This window comes from Polaromonas sp. (genome assembly GCF_016185115.1).
Taxonomy (GTDB): domain Bacteria; phylum Pseudomonadota; class Gammaproteobacteria; order Burkholderiales; family Burkholderiaceae_C; genus Polaromonas.
Genome location: NZ_JACPOF010000030.1, coordinates 102,352 through 118,658, shown reverse-complemented (window position 1 = coordinate 118,658; position 16,307 = coordinate 102,352). Strand labels below are relative to the sequence as shown.

Here is a 16,307-nt window from a genome sequence, read left to right as displayed (position 1 = left end):
CCGCAGAGGCCCCAAACCATCAACGGAGACAAAGACATGACGATCAATCGACGTGGGCTCATTGCTGGCTCACTGGTTTTGGGTAGCGGTGCCATCACAGGTCTGGCTCAGGCACAGGGTGGGGCCTGGCCGGCCAAACCCATACGCCTGGTGGTTCCTTATTCACCCGGGGGTTCTTCAGACATCATTGCGCGTGCCATCTCACAACCCCTGTCAGACGCATTGAAGCAACCCGTCATCGTCGAGAACAAGGCGGGCGCAAACGGCAACCTGGGTGCAGATTTTGTTGCCAAGTCGGCACCTGATGGCTACACGCTGCTGCTGTGCGACACCGGGGCATTGGCCATCAGCCCTTCGGTGTACACCAAACTGGGGTTTGACCCTTCCAAAGACCTGCGTGGCGTCACCATGCTGGCCTACTCGCCGCATCTGCTGGTGGTTCACCCATCAGTGCCGGTGAGCAACCTCAAGGAACTGGTCGAACTCTCGCGCAAATCCAGCCTCAACTTTGCCGTGACGGCCATGGGCAGCGCACCGCACCTGGCGGGCGTGGCTGTTGAGCGGGCCAGCAAGGCGAAGTGGCAATACATTCCGTACAAGGGCGGCTCACAGGCCGTCAGCGACACCATTGCAGGCCAGACACAGGTGCTGATGAACGGCATGCTGGCCACGCTGCCCTTTGTGCAAAGCGGCAAGCTCAAGATACTGGGTGTTTCCAAAGGCTCGCGCATGCCCCTGATCGGCGATGTGCCGACGCTGGCAGAGCAGGGGCTTGCCGGTTTCGAGTCGGGCACCTGGCAGGGACTGCTGGTGGCCAACGGCACACCTGCGTCCGTGATCAGCCGGCTCAACACCGAACTCATCAGGATCATCCGGAGCCCGGAGATCCGCGCCAAGCTGTCAGGGCAGGGCGCTGAAGTGGTCACCATGACGCCCCAGCAGCAGGACACCTTCTTCAACCAGGAGCGCAGCCGCTGGGCGAAGGTGGTGACAGAGGCGTCCATCAAACTGGACTGACCGCACGCCGTCAGGGCGGATCTGCATTCAAAAAAAAGAAGCGACTTGAGCCGCGGGCCGCTCATGGGTACAACCGGAGACAACAATGCACGCTTCCTTCAAAGGGCTTCTTTGCCTTGGCTTTGCGCTGGCCACCAGTGCCAGTTTCGCGCAGACAAAACTACGTGCCTGGAACATCCACCCCGAGGGCTATCCGGTGACGGAAGCGATGAAAAGCTTTGCCGAGGATGTCGGCAACGTGACCAAAGGCAAGTACCAGGTCGAGGTGTTCTCGAACGGCACGCTGGGCGACCAGCCCAAGGCGGTGCAGATGCTCAAAAACGGCGAGATCGATATTGCCGAGTTCAGCTCGGGCCCGCTGTCCGATGCAGTGCCCGGCATCAAGGTGCTGAACCTGCCTTTCCTGTTCAAGGACTCGGCCCACATGTTCAAGCACCTGGACGGCAAGCTGGGTGAGCGTTTTGCCGCCAACCTGAAGTCATCGGGGTTTGTGGTGGTGGGGTGGTATGACGGCGGCGCGCGTTCGTTTTATTGCGTCAAACCCATCAACAGCGTGGCCGACCTGACAGGCAAAAAAATCCGTGTGCAGCAATCGGACATCTACATCGAAATGGTCAAGCTGCTGGGTGCAACGCCAGTGGCCCTGCCTTTCAAGGACGTGCTGGGCGCGCTGCAGCAAGACCAGGTGGACTGCGCCGAGAACAACCTGCCGTCCTATGAATCGACAGGGCACTTCAAGGTGGCCAAAAATGTGTATGTGACCAGCCATGTCATCTCGCCGGAAGCACTGGTGGTGTCCGTCAAGCTGTGGGGCAAGCTCGACAAGGACGAGAAGGCGGCCGTGATGGCTGCGGGTGCGAAGTCGGCCCTGTTGATGCGCGATCTCTGGAACAAACGTGTGCTGTCATCCCTGGATGCCACCACAAAGCAGGGGGCGATATTCGTCAAGCTCAGGGATGCTTCGCCCATGGTGCGCCGCATGGGGCCGCTGTATGGCAAATACATGACTGACCCCAAAACACGTGAAGAGCTGCTGACCATCGTGGCAGACTAGCGACATCGTTTTGTAGTTGAGGTTCTTCATATGCGTTCATCCGCCAATGTTGCCCCACCAAAGCTGCTTGATGCCGCGCGCTTTCGGGGTGAGGTGGACGGTGAGGCCGTCGCGCTCTACACCCTGCGCAATTCACGCGGCATGGTGGCCTGCATCACGAACTACGGCGCGAAGATAGAGCAGATTCTTGTACCAGGGCGTGATGGGCAGCTTACCGACGTGGTGCTGGGCTATGACAGCCTGGAGGCGGCGGTGGAGGGCTCGGCCTCCATGGGCGCTTTTATCGGTCGCTATGCCGGGCGAATCGGCAATGCCGCATTCACACTCGATGGTGTGCACCACCAGCTTGCAGCCAACAACGGGACGCACTGCCTGCATGGCGGCAAGCGGGGCTCGCGTTTCAGGGTGTTCAAGGCAGTGCAGCGCAGCGATTCAAGTGTGGAGATGGGTTGCCGGTTTGAAGATGGCGAAGAGGGCTTTCCCGGCGCGCTGATTCTGCGCCTGACCTACAGCCTGACAGATGCGAACGAGCTGGTGCTGGATTACGAAGCCAGGGCGCTTGACCAGCCCACGGTGGCCAGCTTCACCACACATGCATTTTTCAACCTCAACGGCGAATCAGCCGATGGCTCGCAACGCGACGTGCGCAGCCATGAAGTCATGATTGCTGCAAACCAGTACTTTGCGACGACCGGCGACCTGGTCGCCACAGGTGAACTGCTGGATGTAGCGGGAACGGCTTTCGACTTCCGCCAGCCGGTGCTGCTGGGCGAGCGCATGCGAACTGACGCGGGAGCGGGCAGCATTGAAGGCTATGACCACTGCTACCTTACCAGTCGCGCTGCGGGCGATGCACCCGTGCTGGCCGCGCGGGTGAGGGCGCGGGCCGCTGGCCGCGTGATGGAAGTCTGGTCTACCGAGCCGGCGCTGCAGTTTTATACCGGCCTGCAAGCCGGTGAGCCGCTGCTGGGCGGGCCGGGGAAAAGCGGGCGGGTCTACCTGCAGCAGCAGTCGCTGTGTCTGGAACCGCAGGGCTATCCAAACGCGCCGAATTGCCCGGCGTTTCCGTCATCAGTTCACCTGCCGGGCGAGAGCCGCCGCGGCAAGACGCTTTACCGCTTCATGGGATGAGCGGGCCGAAAATGTAAAGTCGACTTTACATTTTTGGCTGTCAGGGCGTCGAAAGCTCCTGTGGAAGGTCAAAAAAGCCTCAAAACATGCCATTTTGACTGCCGAAAATGGCTGTAGCCCAATAAATACGCACGTGGGCAGCTACATTTTTTGTAGCAATTTAGCGGCGCATAAAAAAACCCGGCTGCTTTTGCAGGCCGGGCTTTTGTGTGTGGCTGCCGATCAGGTCAGCGATCGCCCCAGACTTCCTGTGCGGTTTCAATCACCAGCCGCAACTTGGCGCGCTGGGCTTCAACCGCGATGTCGTTGCCGTGTACGGTGCTGCTGAAGCCGCACTGCGGTGACAGCGCGAGCTGGTCCAGCGGCGCGTATTTGGCGGCTTCCTCGATGCGGCGCTTGAGGGCATCCTTGCTTTCCATGGTGCCTATCTTGGTGGTCACCAGGCCGAGCACAACAGTCTTGCCCTTGGGCAAAAAACGCAATGGCTTGAAGTCACCGCTGCGGTCGTCGTCGTACTCGAGGAAGTAGGCGTCCAGGTCCATTTCCTTGAGCAGGGCTTCGGCCACCGGCTCGTAGTTGCCGGCGGCTGCATGCGTGCTCTTGAAGTTGCCGCGGCACAGATGCATGGCCAGCAACATGCCCTTGGGCTTTTGCGCCACGACAAGGTTCACGAACTTGGCATAGCGGTGCGGCAACTCATTGGGGTCGTCACCGCGCTGGCGTGCGGCTTCACGCATTTTTTCATCGCAGAGATAGGCGAGGTTGGTGTCGTCCATCTGCACATAGTTGCAACCTGCAGCAGACAGGCTGCGCAGTTCGTCGCCATAGGCCTTGGCCACGTCTTCATAAAACGCCGGGTCGAGTTCCGGGTAGGCGCTGCGGCTGATGCCGGCGCGGCCGCCCCGGAAGTGCAGCATGGTGGGTGAGGGGATGGTGACCTTGGGTGTGTTGCCTGCACTGACCTGGCTTTTCAGGTACAGGAAGTCGGCGAGCTGTATGTCCTTGGCATGGCGGACCTTGTCGACGACTTTCATGACGGGTGGCGCCAGCTCCTGCGAACCATCGGGCTTGATGAAGGTGACGGGGATGTCTGTTTTCACGCCGCCGAGCTGGTCCAGAAAGTCGATATGGAAGTAGGTACGACGGAACTCGCCATCGGTGATGCTTTTCAGGCCCACGTCTTCCTGGAACTTCACTATCTCGGTAATCGCCTTGTCCTCGACCAGCCGAAGCTGTTCGGCCGTGATCTGGCCTTTGGCTTTCTGGTCACGGGCGTCGAGGAGGTATTTGGGGCGCAGGAAGCTGCCGACGTGGTCGAAGCGGGCGGGTAGCTGGGTCATTTGTCTCTTTCCTTTTTTTGTTGATGAATGGCTGCGTGAATAAAACGGCTGTTACAGATCCAGCACCAGCACCTTGCTTTTTGCACGCGAGCAGCAGGGCGTGAACTGGTCGTTGGCGGCCTTTTCCTCGTCCGTGAAATACATGTCGCGGTGGTCGATCTCGCCTTCCAGCACGCGCGTGATGCAGGTGCCGCAGACACCCTGCTCGCACGATGTGAGAATCTCGATCCCGTTGCTTTTCAGTACCTGGATGATGTTGTCCTTTGCGCCAATGGCGTAGGTCTTGCCGGTGCTGGCGATCTTCACATCGAAGCTGCCGTCGTTCGACGTGTCCTGCGGCGCAGCGCCGAAGTATTCAAGGTGGATCTGGTCGCTGCCCCAGCCTTCAGCCCTGGCCGTGTTGACGACGAAATCAATAAAGCCACCGGGGCCGCACACATAAAGATGTTTGCCGGCATCCGGCTTGCCGAGAGCTTTTTTCAGGTCCAGCTTCTGTTCGGCCGGGCCGGCATCAAAGTGAAACTGCACGTTTTCTGCAAATGCCGAGTCGTGGATCTCCTGGCGGAAGGCCGTGCGGTCTTCCGAGCGCGTGCAGTAATGCATGGTGAAGTCGGCGCCGGTCTTGTTCAGCCGCTGGGCCATGCACAGCAGCGGTGTGACGCCTATGCCACCTGCAAACAGCAGCGTGCGCGTGGCATGCTGCAGGGGGAAGTGGTTCCTGGGGGTGCTGATGGTGATCGCGTCACCTTCTTTCACCGCCTCATGCATGCCGGTGGAGCCGCCACGCGATGCCGGGTCGCGCAGGACGGCGATGCGGTAGCGGTGCTGCTCGCCGGCGTCGTTGCACAGGGAGTACTGGCGAACCAGCCCGCCGGGGATGTGCACATCGACGTGCGAGCCGGCGCTGAAGGCGGGTAACGGCGCACCGTCTTCACGCGCGAGTTCAAAACTGGCAATGTCTTCTGCCTCTTTGGTCTTGCGTACGACCTTGACCTTGATGTTGTCCATATTATTTTTTCGTGGTGAGCATCCGACAGGGGTGTTTCACGTCTAGCCTGCTTGTGTCTCGGGTTGGGGTTTTGGTTGTTCCGCTGCAATCAGCCTGTCAAGGATGCGTCGCGACTGCATGCCGCCCGCGTCAATGTTCAGCATCAGCAGCTTGCGCTCAGGGAATGCATCGAGGTTGCGCTGTTGCGCTTCGAGCACCACGGTGTCTTCCGCGAAGACCTTGCCCTGGCCTTCACGGATTTGCGCCGTGAGTGCCTTGTCTTTCGGGTTGAAGTTCCGTGCCATGCCCCAAAAATACCACATCGTGGTTTCCGTCTCCGGCGTGCAGAAATCCACGACGATGCTGTGGACCTTGTGTTTCGGGTCGGCGTCGTAGCCGCCCTTGCCGGCGTGGGCCACGCCGACTTCGATCATCACATGGCTGGGTGGCGTGAAGCGGCAGACCTGCCAGCGGTCTACCGGCACGTCGTCGGCCAGGTTGTTGCCGCGCAGGTTGGCGCGCCAGAAGGGCGGGGCCATGACGTTTTCCATGTAGCGGCTGGTGATGACCATGTCGCCTTCGGTTTTGGTGTTCACAGGTGTTTCGTCGATTTCCTTCTGGCCTATGCTGGTGGTGTGCACATAGGTTTCATGTGTCAGGTCCATCAGGTTGTCTATCATCAGGCGGTAATCGCACTTGACGTGGTACAGCCCGCCTGCATAGGCCCATTCAGGGCTTTCGGCCCACTCCAGCGGGTGAATGAGTTTGTCGTCGGCCAGTTTTTCGTCGCCGGTCCAGACCCAGATAAAGCCGTAACGCTCTACAACCGGGTAGCTTCGTGTTTTGGGAAAACCCTGCACGCGCTGGCCGGGCATGGATGCCACCTTGCCGTCGCAGTTCATGGCCAGGCCGTGGTAGCCGCAGACCAGCTTGCCTTCGCACACCGAGCCCAATGACAGGGCCGCGCCGCGATGGGGGCAGAAATCATCAAGGGCAACGACCTTGCCTTCCGCCCCGCGATAGAAGACGATTTTGTGGCCGCAGATCTGCCGGCCCAGGGGTTTGTCGTCGATTTCATTGGGTGTGCAGGCGACGTACCAGGTATTTTTGGGGAACATGGGGTTTTCCTTGTGGTGGTTAATGGGTGTGGCTCGTTACGAGTGCAGGCGGGCGCATGATCTCAAAATCGTGTTTATGTATACATTGATTTGTGTATTTACTAGGAGAATACCCTGATTTTGCCAAAATTGCATCAAAAATGAGCATCAATTCGGATTTTCAAGTCTAAGATGTATACAGAGATTGCAAAATGAACGCTTCAACCCTTACACCCATACCTGTTGCTGACAGTCAGGAATCGGGCGGTTCCCAGGCCGTCAAGGCGCAGCTGCGTTTGCGCGAGATGATCCTGGCGGGTGAGTTGCCCAGCGGTGAGCGCATCACCGAACTGGCGATTGTTGAAAAGCTGGGTGTTTCCAGGACCCCTATTCGTGCTGCATTGATGCGGCTGGAGCAGGAGGGCTTGCTGGAGGCTCTGGCCAACGGCGGTTATGCGGTCAGGATTTTTTCGGAGCGCGATGTATCGGAGGCCATCGAGTTGCGCGGCACGCTGGAAGGCCTGTCGGCCCGGCTCGCCGCTGAGCGTGGCGTTGACCAGACTACCCTTGAGCAGGCCGATGCCTGCCTGCGCGAGATTGATGAGGTGCTGGCGCGTGCGGCGCTTGATGATGAGGCCTTCATGCGGTATGTGACGCTGAACCAGCGCTTTCACAACCTGCTTGGCGAGATGGCCGGCAGCACCGTGATTGCGCGCGAACTGGAGCGGGTAGTGAACCTGCCGTTTGCCTCGCCGTCAGGGTTTGTCCTGCAGCAGGCCGATTCACCGCATGCGCGCGACATGCTTATAGTTGCGCAGGACCAGCACTGGCAGGTGCTGGAGGCCATACGGCTGCGCGAAGGTTCCCGTGCAGAATCCATCATGCGCGAGCATGCCCGAATCGCCAGGCGCAATTTGCGCGAGGTGATGGAGGGTCACGATGCGGGACGTACGCCGGGTGTGAGCCTTATTCGCAAAAGTGATTGACCAGTATTTTTAAAACCCCCACTCAACAACCAAGCAGGAGATGACCATGGATTCAACAAAACGCGTATTTCTGGGCCAGATGACCGCCGCAGCACTGGCAGTGCAGGGCGGGCTGGCCTTGGCGCAAGCCGGCAAGCCCTTCAAGGTCGGCCTTCTGCTGCCCATGACGGGGCCATTTGCCTCGACCGGCAAACAGATCGAAAACGGCGTGAAGCTCTACATGCAGCAAAACGGCGATACGGTTGCGGGCCGCAAGATTGAACTGGTGATCAAGGACGATACCGGCCTGCCGGATGTGACCAAGCGCCTCGCACAGGACCTGGTGGTAACCGACAAGGTTGATGTGCTGGCCGGTTTTGGCCTGACGCCACTGGCGCTGTCGACCGCGCCGATAGCCACGCAGTCCAAGACCCCCATGGTCATCATGGCTGCTGCCACCTCCATCATCACGGAAGCATCGCCCTACATCGTGCGCACCAGCATGACGTTGCCGCAGGTCACGCTGGGGGTGGCCGAATGGGCGCCCAAAAACGGCATCAAGAAGGTTGTGACGCTGGTCACCGACTACGGCCCAGGCCTTGACGCAGAAAAGACCTTCAGGGAACGCTTTACCTTCAACGGCGGGCAGATCGTCGATTCGCTGCGCGTGCCTCTGCGCAACCCGGACTACGCACCCTTCCTGCAAAAAGTGCGCGACCTCAAGCCCGATGCACTGTTTGTCTTCGTTCCCGCAGGTGCAGGCACCGCGCTGCTCAAGCAGTTTGCCGAGCGGGGTCTGGACAAGGCCGGCATCAAGCTGATCGGTGAAGGCAGCGTGGCCGATGACGAAATCCTCAACGACATGGGCGATGTGGCCCTTGGCCTGGTGACCTCGCATCCTTACTCTGTCGCGCACAAGTCGGCAGCCAACCAGAAGTTCGTGCCCGCCTTCATGAAGCTGAGCAACAACGTGCGGCCCAACTTCTTTGGCGTTGCAGCGTACGACGGCATGCGCGTGATCTATGAAGCCATCAAGGCGACCAAGGGGCAGGGCGATGGGGCTGCACTGGTGGGCGCCATGAAGGGCCAGATCTTCGAAAGCCCTCGCGGCCCCATCTTTATTGATGCGCAGACCCGCGACATTGTGCAGAACGTCTACATCCGCCGTGTCGAGCGCGTCAACGGCCAGCTTTACAACGTGGAGTTTGACACCATCAAGGATGTGAAGGACCCGGGCAAGACCGGCAAGTAAGCATGGCGGTGATTTCAGCTTCCAGGGTGCTGGAGATAGAGGCCGGCTGCCTGCGTGTGATTCACGCGGCAGCGGCTTTTATTGATGGCAACGATTTCGATGCTTTCTGCGGGCTGTTTGTCCCTGAGGGCTTGCTGCAACGGCCTGACGGCAGCGTTCTCAAGGGGCGAGACGCCATCCTGGCGGCGTACAAGGCAAGGCCGGCCTGGCGCATGTCCCTACACGTAATCTCCAATACGCGATTCAGCGATGTGTCTGAAAATGGTTGCCGGGCGACCAGCCTTGTGACCTTGTGGGCTTCTGACAGCAGAACCGACGCAGGACCGCAGGGCAGGGCGGTAGCGCAGCCGCTGGTGCTCGGCGAGTTTGATGACAGCTTTGTTCCTGACGGCAGCGACTGGCGTATTGCCAGGCGCAATGCACGATTCCTCATGCATTCCGCGCAATCCTCCTGAGTTGGCCGCCAGGCCCGGCTGTTATTTAAAGCTGCTATAACTGAGAGTCTGAAATATCGCTTGCGCATCTTCGCAGGGCAAGCGACATTCTCGGGCGGTGATTACTGTTGTCTGAAACCTTTGGAGAGACCATGAATAAAAGATTTTTTCTCGGCACAGTGGCTGTTGCAGCCGCTACCCTGGCTGCCGGCAATGCCATGGCACAGGCCAACACGACGCCCTTCAAGATTGGACTGATCACCCCGCTGACAGGCCAGCAGGCCACCACCGGCAAGCAGATGGAAGCCGGCGCGCGTGCCTATATGGCCATGAACGGTGACACCGTCAACGGCCGCAAGATCGAACTGATCGTCAAGGACGACGGCGGCCTGCCTGATGCCTCCAAGCGCATCGCCCAGGAACTGGTTGTCAACGACAAGGTCAACGTGCTGGCCGGCATGGGCCTGACCCAGATTGCGCTGGCCGTCGCCCCCATCGCCACACAGTCGAAAACCCCTGAAGTCGTGATGCTGGCAGCGACCTCCATCATCACCGAGGCATCACCCTACATCGTTCGCACCAGCTTCACCATTCCGCAGTCTGCTGTGGCCATGGCGGACTGGGCGCCCAAAAACGGCATCAAGAAAGTCGTGACCCTGGTCAGCGACTACGGCCCCGGCCTCGATGGCGAAAAATACTTCAAGGACCGCTTCACCTTCAATGGCGGCCAGGTCGTTGAATCGCTGCGCGTGCCTCTGCGCAATCCTGACTTTGCACCTTTCCTGCAGAAGGTCCGTGACCTGAAACCGGATGCGATGTTTGTGTTTGTGCCGTCCGGCGCAGGCGCAGCCGTCATGAAGCAGTTTCTGGAGCGCGGCATGGACAAGGCCGGCATCAAGCTGATAGGCACCGGCGACCTGACCGATGACGACCAGCTCAACGACATGGGTGATGGCGCGCTGGGCGTGGTGACCTCACACCAGTATTCGGCTGACCATCCCTCGGCACTGAACAAGAAGTTTGTGGCCGCGTTTGAAAAGGCCAACAAGGGCATGCGCCCCAACTTCGTGGCGGTCGGCGCTTACGACGGCATGCGCGTGATTTACGAAGCACTGCGTGCCACCAAGGGCAACGGCGGCGGCGAAGCGCTGCTGGCGGCCATGAAGGGCCAGATCTTTGAAAGCCCGCGCGGCCCGATGTTCATTGATGCACAAACCCGCGATGTCGTGCAGAACATGTACCTGCGCAAGGTTGAGCGCAAGAACGGCAAGCTCTACAACGTGGAGTTCGACGTGATCAAGGACATGAAGGATCCCGGAAAAACCAAGTAACCCCCCATGGCAGCTCTGCTGCCTCCCCCCAGGGGGCAACGCCTGCGGCCCGGCGAAGCCGGTTCCGCGGCGTTCCTGGCATGAATACTCTCGCAACCCGAGCATTTGCTAACACATGCTAACCATTCTCTTTGACGGTATTGCCTACGGCATGCTGCTTTTCGTACTGGCCGTAGGGCTGGCCGTGACCATGGGCTTGATGAATTTCATCAACCTCGCGCACGGTGCCTTTGCCATGGTGGGCGGCTACATCACGGTGCTGCTGATGCAGCGCTTTGGTGTGCCCTTCCTTGTTTGCCTGCCGCTGGCCTTTATCGGCTCGGCGCTCATAGGCGGACTGCTGGAGCGCACGCTCTACCGCCCGATGTACCACAAGCCCCACCTGGACCAGGTGCTGTTTTCCATTGGCCTGACCTTTATGGCCGTGGCGGCCGCCGATTACTTTATCGGTTCAACCCAGCAAATCGTGCAGTTGCCTGAATGGCTCAAGGGCCGTTCCGAGTTCGGCGAAGGCGCGTGGATGCTGGGCATGGGCCATTACAGGTTGTTCATCGTGATCGTCTGTGCCGCACTGACGATTGCCCTCCAGTACATCCTGGCCAAAACCCGTTTTGGCAGCAGGCTGCGTGCATCGGTTGACGACCAGCGTGTGGCTGCTGGCCTGGGCATCAATGTCAATGTGGTGTTCCTCTCCACCTTCGCAGTCGGTTCGGGCCTTGCCGGACTTGGCGGTGCGCTGGGCGCGGAGGTGCTGGGGCTAGACCCGACCTTCCCGCTGAAATTCATGATTTACTTTTTGATCGTTGTCGCCGTGGGCGGCACATCATCCATCACCGGCCCGCTGCTGGCTGCCCTCTTGCTGGGCATTGCCGATGTGGCCGGCAAGTACTACATCCCCAAAATGGGTGCCTTCATTGTTTACAGCCTCATGATCATCATCCTGATCTGGCGTCCGCAAGGCCTCTTTGTGCGCAAGGGCGGCAAATGACAAACCAGACCAATTCCGTAGAAGCAGTCCGCAAGGGCCTGCATGAGAGCAGCCGCTGGAAAGTGTGGGAGCCGTTGTTCTGGTTGCTCGCCCTGGCATCGCCTTTTGTGCTGGGTTCGCATGCCCTCATCATCAACGAGATCGCCATCGTCGCGTTGTTCGCCATCTCTCTGGATCTGGTGCTGGGTTACAGCGGCATCGTGTCATTGGGGCATGCGGCCTTCTTCGGCATGGGCGCCTACACTGCAGCCCTGTTCGCCAAACTGGTGATGCCCGACCCGCTGGTCGGCCTGGCCGTCGCGATTGTGGTGTCAACCATTCTTGGCGCCGTTTGCAGCCTGACCATCCTGCGCGGCAGTGACCTGACGCGGCTGATGGTGACCCTGGGTGTGGCGCTGTTGCTGCTCGAACTGGCGAACAAGTTCAGCGAAATCACCGGTGGCGCTGACGGCCTGCAGGGCGTGGTCATGGGGCCGCTGCTTGGCAGGTTCGAGTTTGACCTGAGTGGCCGCACGGCTGCCTGCTATTCACTGGTGGTGTTGCTGATCCTGTTCATACTGGCTCGCCGCCTGGCCAAGTCGTCATTTGGCGCGACCCTGATGGCTATACGTGACAACCGGCTGCGTGCCATGGCCATAGGCATTCCTGTGTCATCGCGCCTTGCGGTCATTTACGCCATCGCTGCCGGCGCTGCCGGTGCTGCAGGTGCCTTGCTGGCGCAGACCACAGGTTTTGCGTCGCTGGATGTGTTTGCGTTTGACCGTTCTGCGGACGTGATGCTGCTGCTGGTGATAGGCGGTACGGGCTGGCTTTACGGCGGTGTCGCCGGTGCCGTCGTGTTCAAGCTCATGCAGGATGCGATTTCGACCATCACGCCGCAGTACTGGACTTTCTGGATTGGCCTCTTCCTCGTTGTCCTGATGCTGGTGGGTCGTGAACGCCTGCTCAGCCCATGGACCTGGTTCAAGCGGGGGCGCGCATGAGCTCCGCCGTCAACAACATGGACAACGTCGAAACCGTGCTGGCCGCTGACGGCCTGGTGATGCGCTTTGGCGGCATCACTGCTACCAACAATGTGACCCTTCATCTTAAAAAAGGTGCACGCCACGCGCTGATTGGTCCCAATGGCGCAGGCAAGACCACACTGATCAATTTGCTGACGGGTGTGCTGCAGCCGACCGAAGGCCGCATCACGCTGCTGGGCGAAGACATCACCAACGTGGCACCCAACCGGCGCGTCAAGCGCGGCATGGTGCGTACCTTTCAGATCAACCAGCTGTTTGATTCCCTGACGCCGCTTCAGACACTGGCGTTGACCGTGTCGCAGCAGAACGGGCTGGGCACCAGCTGGTGGAACCCGCTGGGCAAGAACGCATTGGTCGTCGAGCGCTGTGAAAAGCTGCTCGAGCAGTTTCACCTGACCGAGGTCATGAACCAGGAGACGCGTGTGCTGGCCTACGGCAAGCGCCGCCTGCTGGAAATCGCCATTGCACTGGCCTGCGAACCCAAGGTGCTGCTGCTTGACGAACCGGTGGCGGGTGTGCCGGCGGGGGAACGCGAAGAACTTTTGCAGACCGTCGCGGCGCTGCCGGCCGACGTCTCCATTCTTTTGATTGAACATGACATGGACCTGGTTTTCAGTTTTGCCAAGCGCATGACGGTGCTGGTGAACGGGACGGTGTTGACCGAGGGCGACCCCGAGCAGATCGCCAATGATCCTGAGGTGAAGGCGGTTTATCTCGGACATGGTGAGGAGGCTCATCATGACTGAGCTGCTTAAAGTCGAAGGCCTGAGTGCAGGTTATGGCGAAGCGGTTGTCCTGAACAATGTGTCGCTGTCGCTTGAAGAGGGCAAGACCCTGGCTTTGCTGGGCCGCAACGGCACCGGCAAGACCACGCTGATCAACACACTGGCGGGTGCAACACGACAGCATGCAGGCAGCATCAGCCTGAGCGGTATCGAGTTGCACAAGCTGCCTTCGCATGAACGTGCCGCAGTCGGCATAGGCTGGGTTCCGCAGGAACGCAACATCTTCAAGTCGCTGACGGTGGACGAAAACCTGACGGCTGTTCAGCGCCCCGGTGCCTGGACCCCGGAGCGGGTCTACACCATGTTCCCGCGCCTGGCTGAACGCAAGAGCAACCTGGGCACCCAACTCTCGGGCGGTGAGCAGCAGATGCTGGCAGTCGGCCGTGCGCTGGTGCTGAACCCCAAACTCCTGCTGCTCGATGAGCCGCTTGAAGGCCTGGCCCCCATCATTGTTGAAGAGCTGCTGCGCGCCATTCGCCGCATCACGCGCGAAGAGGGTCTGTCGGCCATCATCGTTGAGCAGCATCCGCAGGCCATCCTGGCGATCTCTGACAGTGCCGTGGTGCTGGATCGCGGCACGGTTGTGCATTCGGGTACCGCACAGGAGTTGCGCGAGCAACCCGAGGTGCTTGATCGCCTTCTGGGTGTGTCACGCTAGAGAGTCATACTTCCGCTCAACATAAAAAAAGGCCGGGCCCCGTTTGGGGCCCGGCCTTTTTGATGGTCTGTCCGGCTTACAGCGTATCGATAAAACTGCGCAGCTTGTCCGAACGGGAGGGATGCTTGAGCTTGCGCAGCGCCTTGGCTTCTATCTGGCGAATGCGCTCACGCGTCACATCGAACTGCTTGCCGACTTCTTCCAGGGTGTGATCGGTCGACATCTCGATACCGAAGCGCATGCGCAGCACCTTGGCTTCGCGTGGCGTCAGGCTGTCGAGGATGTCCTTGACCACGTCGCGCAGGCCGGCCTGCATGGCAGCTTCCAGCGGTGCGGTGTTGGCACCGTCTTCAATGAAGTCACCGAGGTGCGAGTCGTCATCGTCACCAATAGGCGTTTCCATGGAGATCGGCTCTTTCGCGATCTTCATGATCTTGCGGATCTTGTCTTCAGGAATCTCCATCTTCTCGGCGAGGATGCTGGCGTCAGGCTCAAAGCCGAACTCCTGCAGATGCTGGCGCGACAGGCGGTTCCTCTGGTGGATGGTCTCACTCATGTGCACAGGACTGCGGATGGTGCGCGCCTGGTCAGCGATGGAGCGTGTGATGGCCTGGCGAATCCACCACGTGGCATAGGTCGAAAACTTGTAGCCGCGACGGTATTCGAACTTGTCGACCGCCTTCATGAGGCCGATGTTGCCTTCCTGGATCAGATCGAGGAACTGCAGGCCGCGGTTGGTGTACTTCTTTGCAATCGAAATCACCAGGCGCAGATTGGCCTCGATCATTTCCTTCTTGGCATCACGCGAGTTGGACTCGCCTTCGTTCATGCGCTTGTTGATGTCCTTGAGCTGGCCAAGGGGCACGACAACACGTGCCTGCAATTCGCCCAGCTTGGTCTGCAGTTCCTGGATGGGCGGAATGTTGCGCGCCATGATGACGGACCAGGGCTTGTTGGCAGCGACCTGTTTTTCAACCCACTTGAGGTTGAGCAGGTTGGGCGGGAAGTCCTTGATGAAGATTTCCTGCGGCATGCCGCACTTCTCGACAATGATTCGGCGCAGTTCGCGCTCTTTCTTGCGAACGTCCAGCACCTGGCCGCGCAGCAGGTCGCACAGCTTTTCAATCGTCTTGGCCGTAAAACGCACGGTCATCAGCTCATCGCTCAATGCCTTTTGCGCCTTGGTGTACGTGGGGGTGCCGTAGCCTTCCTTGTCGTAGGTCTTGTGGACTTTCTCGAACAGTGAAGCGATCCTGTCGATGCGGGTCAGGGCTTCCTTTTTCAGCTCTTCCAGCTTTTTGGTCAGCGCTTTCGAGCCGCCCTTGCCGTCGTCATCGTCTTCTTCATCGAACTCGTCGAAGTCTTCTTCGGCCACGTAATCGTCGGCTTCGTTCGGGTTGGAGAAACCATCGACCACGGTGGAAATGACGATCTTGCCTTCGCGGATTTCTTCACCCAGGCGCAGGATTTCTGCAATCGTGGCGGGGCTTTCCGAGATGGCTTCCATCATCTTCATGAGGCCGCCTTCGATACGCTTGGCGATTTCGATTTCGCCTTCACGGGTCAGCAGCTCGACCGTGCCCATTTCACGCATGTACATGCGGACCGGGTCGGTGGTGCGGCCGAATTCACTGTCGACGGTGGACAGCGCAGCTTCGGCGGCTTCTTCAGCCTCTTCTTCGGTCGAGCCAGTCGGTGCATTGGCGGTGATCAGCAGCGTTTCCGCGTCAGGCGTCTGCTCGTACACGGCCACCCCCAGGTCGTTCAGGGTGACGATCACCGCATCCAGCGTTTCAGCATCAATCAGCTTGTCGGGAAGGTGATCGGAAATTTCGCCGTGGGTTAAATAGCCCCGGGTCTTGCCGAGCTTGATCAGTGCTTTCAGGCGCGCACGGCGCTTGGCCATGTCTTCTTCGGAGAGGACGGTTTCATCCAGGCCGAATTCCTTCATCAAGGCGCGTTCTTTCGCCTTGCTGATCTTCATGCGCAGCGGTTTGACCTTCTCGGTCGTTTCAGTCACCGGTTCTTCAAACTCGGCAACGACATCGGACAGGTCTTCATCGCCGTCACCCTTGAGGGCGACTTTTGGCTTGCGGCCGCGCTTGGCGCCGCCAGCGGAAGGTGCGCCGCCTTCAACGGCAGCAGCCGGGTTTTTGGGCGGGCGGCCGGGTTTCTTTTTAACGGGTACGTCTGCTGTGGCTGCGGCGACAGGTTTTGCTTCGGGAACGGACTTGGAGGGCAC

15 protein-coding genes are annotated in these 16,307 nt (G+C 59.6%); 11 read left to right on the top strand and 4 right to left on the bottom strand.

What is annotated here, in order from left to right; genetic code table 11:
* The first annotated feature begins 36 nt into the window (after positions 1–36).
* The 3 genes from HYX42_RS21555 to HYX42_RS21545 all read left to right on the top strand — a co-directional run bounded on the left by HYX42_RS21555 (position 37) and on the right by HYX42_RS21545 (position 3,202).
* On the top strand, positions 37–1,017 hold the full coding sequence (locus HYX42_RS21555) for a tripartite tricarboxylate transporter substrate binding protein (protein ID WP_293407082.1): 981 nt from the start codon (positions 37–39) through the stop codon (positions 1,015–1,017).
* A gap of 85 nt (positions 1,018–1,102) precedes the next feature.
* Positions 1,103–2,071: a TRAP transporter substrate-binding protein gene (locus HYX42_RS21550; protein WP_293407080.1), complete on the top strand. Its 969-nt coding sequence runs from the start codon at positions 1,103–1,105 to the stop codon at positions 2,069–2,071.
* Positions 2,072–2,101: 30 nt separating this feature from the next.
* Positions 2,102–3,202, top strand: a complete 1,101-nt coding sequence (locus HYX42_RS21545; RefSeq protein ID WP_293407077.1) for an aldose epimerase family protein — start codon at positions 2,102–2,104, stop codon at positions 3,200–3,202.
* A gap of 227 nt (positions 3,203–3,429) precedes the next feature.
* Here the strand turns inward: HYX42_RS21545 and HYX42_RS21540 are convergent, their stop codons facing one another.
* From HYX42_RS21540 to HYX42_RS21530, 3 genes are read right to left on the bottom strand one after another with little or no spacing between them, the layout of a single operon-like run.
* Complete coding sequence (locus HYX42_RS21540) at positions 3,430–4,542, bottom strand: 5-methyltetrahydropteroyltriglutamate--homocysteine S-methyltransferase (protein ID WP_293407075.1); 1,113 nt, start codon at positions 4,540–4,542, stop codon at positions 3,430–3,432.
* A 51-nt stretch (positions 4,543–4,593) separates the two neighbouring features.
* Positions 4,594–5,550, bottom strand: a complete 957-nt coding sequence (locus tag HYX42_RS21535) for a PDR/VanB family oxidoreductase (RefSeq protein ID WP_293407073.1) — start codon at positions 5,548–5,550, stop codon at positions 4,594–4,596.
* Between the two features lie 42 nt (positions 5,551–5,592).
* Entirely contained in the window at positions 5,593–6,648 is a 1,056-nt protein-coding gene (locus HYX42_RS21530) for an aromatic ring-hydroxylating dioxygenase subunit alpha (protein ID WP_293407046.1), read from the bottom strand.
* A 191-nt stretch (positions 6,649–6,839) separates the two neighbouring features.
* Between HYX42_RS21530 and HYX42_RS21525 the strand changes: the two genes are divergently transcribed.
* The 8 genes from HYX42_RS21525 to HYX42_RS21490 all read left to right on the top strand — a co-directional run bounded on the left by HYX42_RS21525 (position 6,840) and on the right by HYX42_RS21490 (position 14,065).
* Positions 6,840–7,613, top strand: coding sequence for a GntR family transcriptional regulator (locus tag HYX42_RS21525; protein WP_293407045.1), 774 nt, complete (start codon positions 6,840–6,842; stop codon positions 7,611–7,613).
* A gap of 79 nt (positions 7,614–7,692) precedes the next feature.
* Positions 7,693–8,844, top strand: a complete 1,152-nt coding sequence (locus tag HYX42_RS21520; protein WP_293407731.1) for an ABC transporter substrate-binding protein — start codon at positions 7,693–7,695, stop codon at positions 8,842–8,844.
* 2 nt (positions 8,845–8,846) lie between these two features.
* A complete protein-coding gene (locus HYX42_RS21515; RefSeq protein ID WP_293407043.1) occupies positions 8,847–9,299 on the top strand; it encodes a nuclear transport factor 2 family protein in 453 nt (150 codons plus the stop codon).
* Between the two features lie 131 nt (positions 9,300–9,430).
* On the top strand, positions 9,431–10,609 hold the full coding sequence (locus HYX42_RS21510; RefSeq protein ID WP_293407042.1) for an ABC transporter substrate-binding protein: 1,179 nt from the start codon (positions 9,431–9,433) through the stop codon (positions 10,607–10,609).
* A gap of 115 nt (positions 10,610–10,724) precedes the next feature.
* Complete coding sequence (locus tag HYX42_RS21505) at positions 10,725–11,597, top strand: branched-chain amino acid ABC transporter permease (RefSeq protein ID WP_293407041.1); 873 nt, start codon at positions 10,725–10,727, stop codon at positions 11,595–11,597.
* Complete coding sequence (locus tag HYX42_RS21500; RefSeq protein ID WP_293407040.1) at positions 11,594–12,580, top strand: branched-chain amino acid ABC transporter permease; 987 nt, start codon at positions 11,594–11,596, stop codon at positions 12,578–12,580. The genes HYX42_RS21505 and HYX42_RS21500 overlap by 4 nt, the downstream gene beginning before the upstream one ends.
* Positions 12,577–13,368: an ABC transporter ATP-binding protein gene (locus HYX42_RS21495; protein WP_293407039.1), complete on the top strand. Its 792-nt coding sequence runs from the start codon at positions 12,577–12,579 to the stop codon at positions 13,366–13,368. Before HYX42_RS21500 ends, HYX42_RS21495 begins: the two co-directional genes overlap by 4 nt.
* Entirely contained in the window at positions 13,361–14,065 is a 705-nt protein-coding gene (locus HYX42_RS21490; protein WP_293407038.1) for an ABC transporter ATP-binding protein, read from the top strand. The genes HYX42_RS21495 and HYX42_RS21490 overlap by 8 nt, the downstream gene beginning before the upstream one ends.
* A 76-nt stretch (positions 14,066–14,141) precedes the next feature.
* Here the strand turns inward: HYX42_RS21490 and rpoD are convergent, their stop codons facing one another.
* The gene (gene rpoD / locus HYX42_RS21485) at positions 14,142–16,307 is read right to left on the bottom strand and encodes an RNA polymerase sigma factor RpoD (RefSeq protein ID WP_293407037.1); all 2,166 of its coding nucleotides are present in this window, start codon (positions 16,305–16,307) and stop codon (positions 14,142–14,144) included.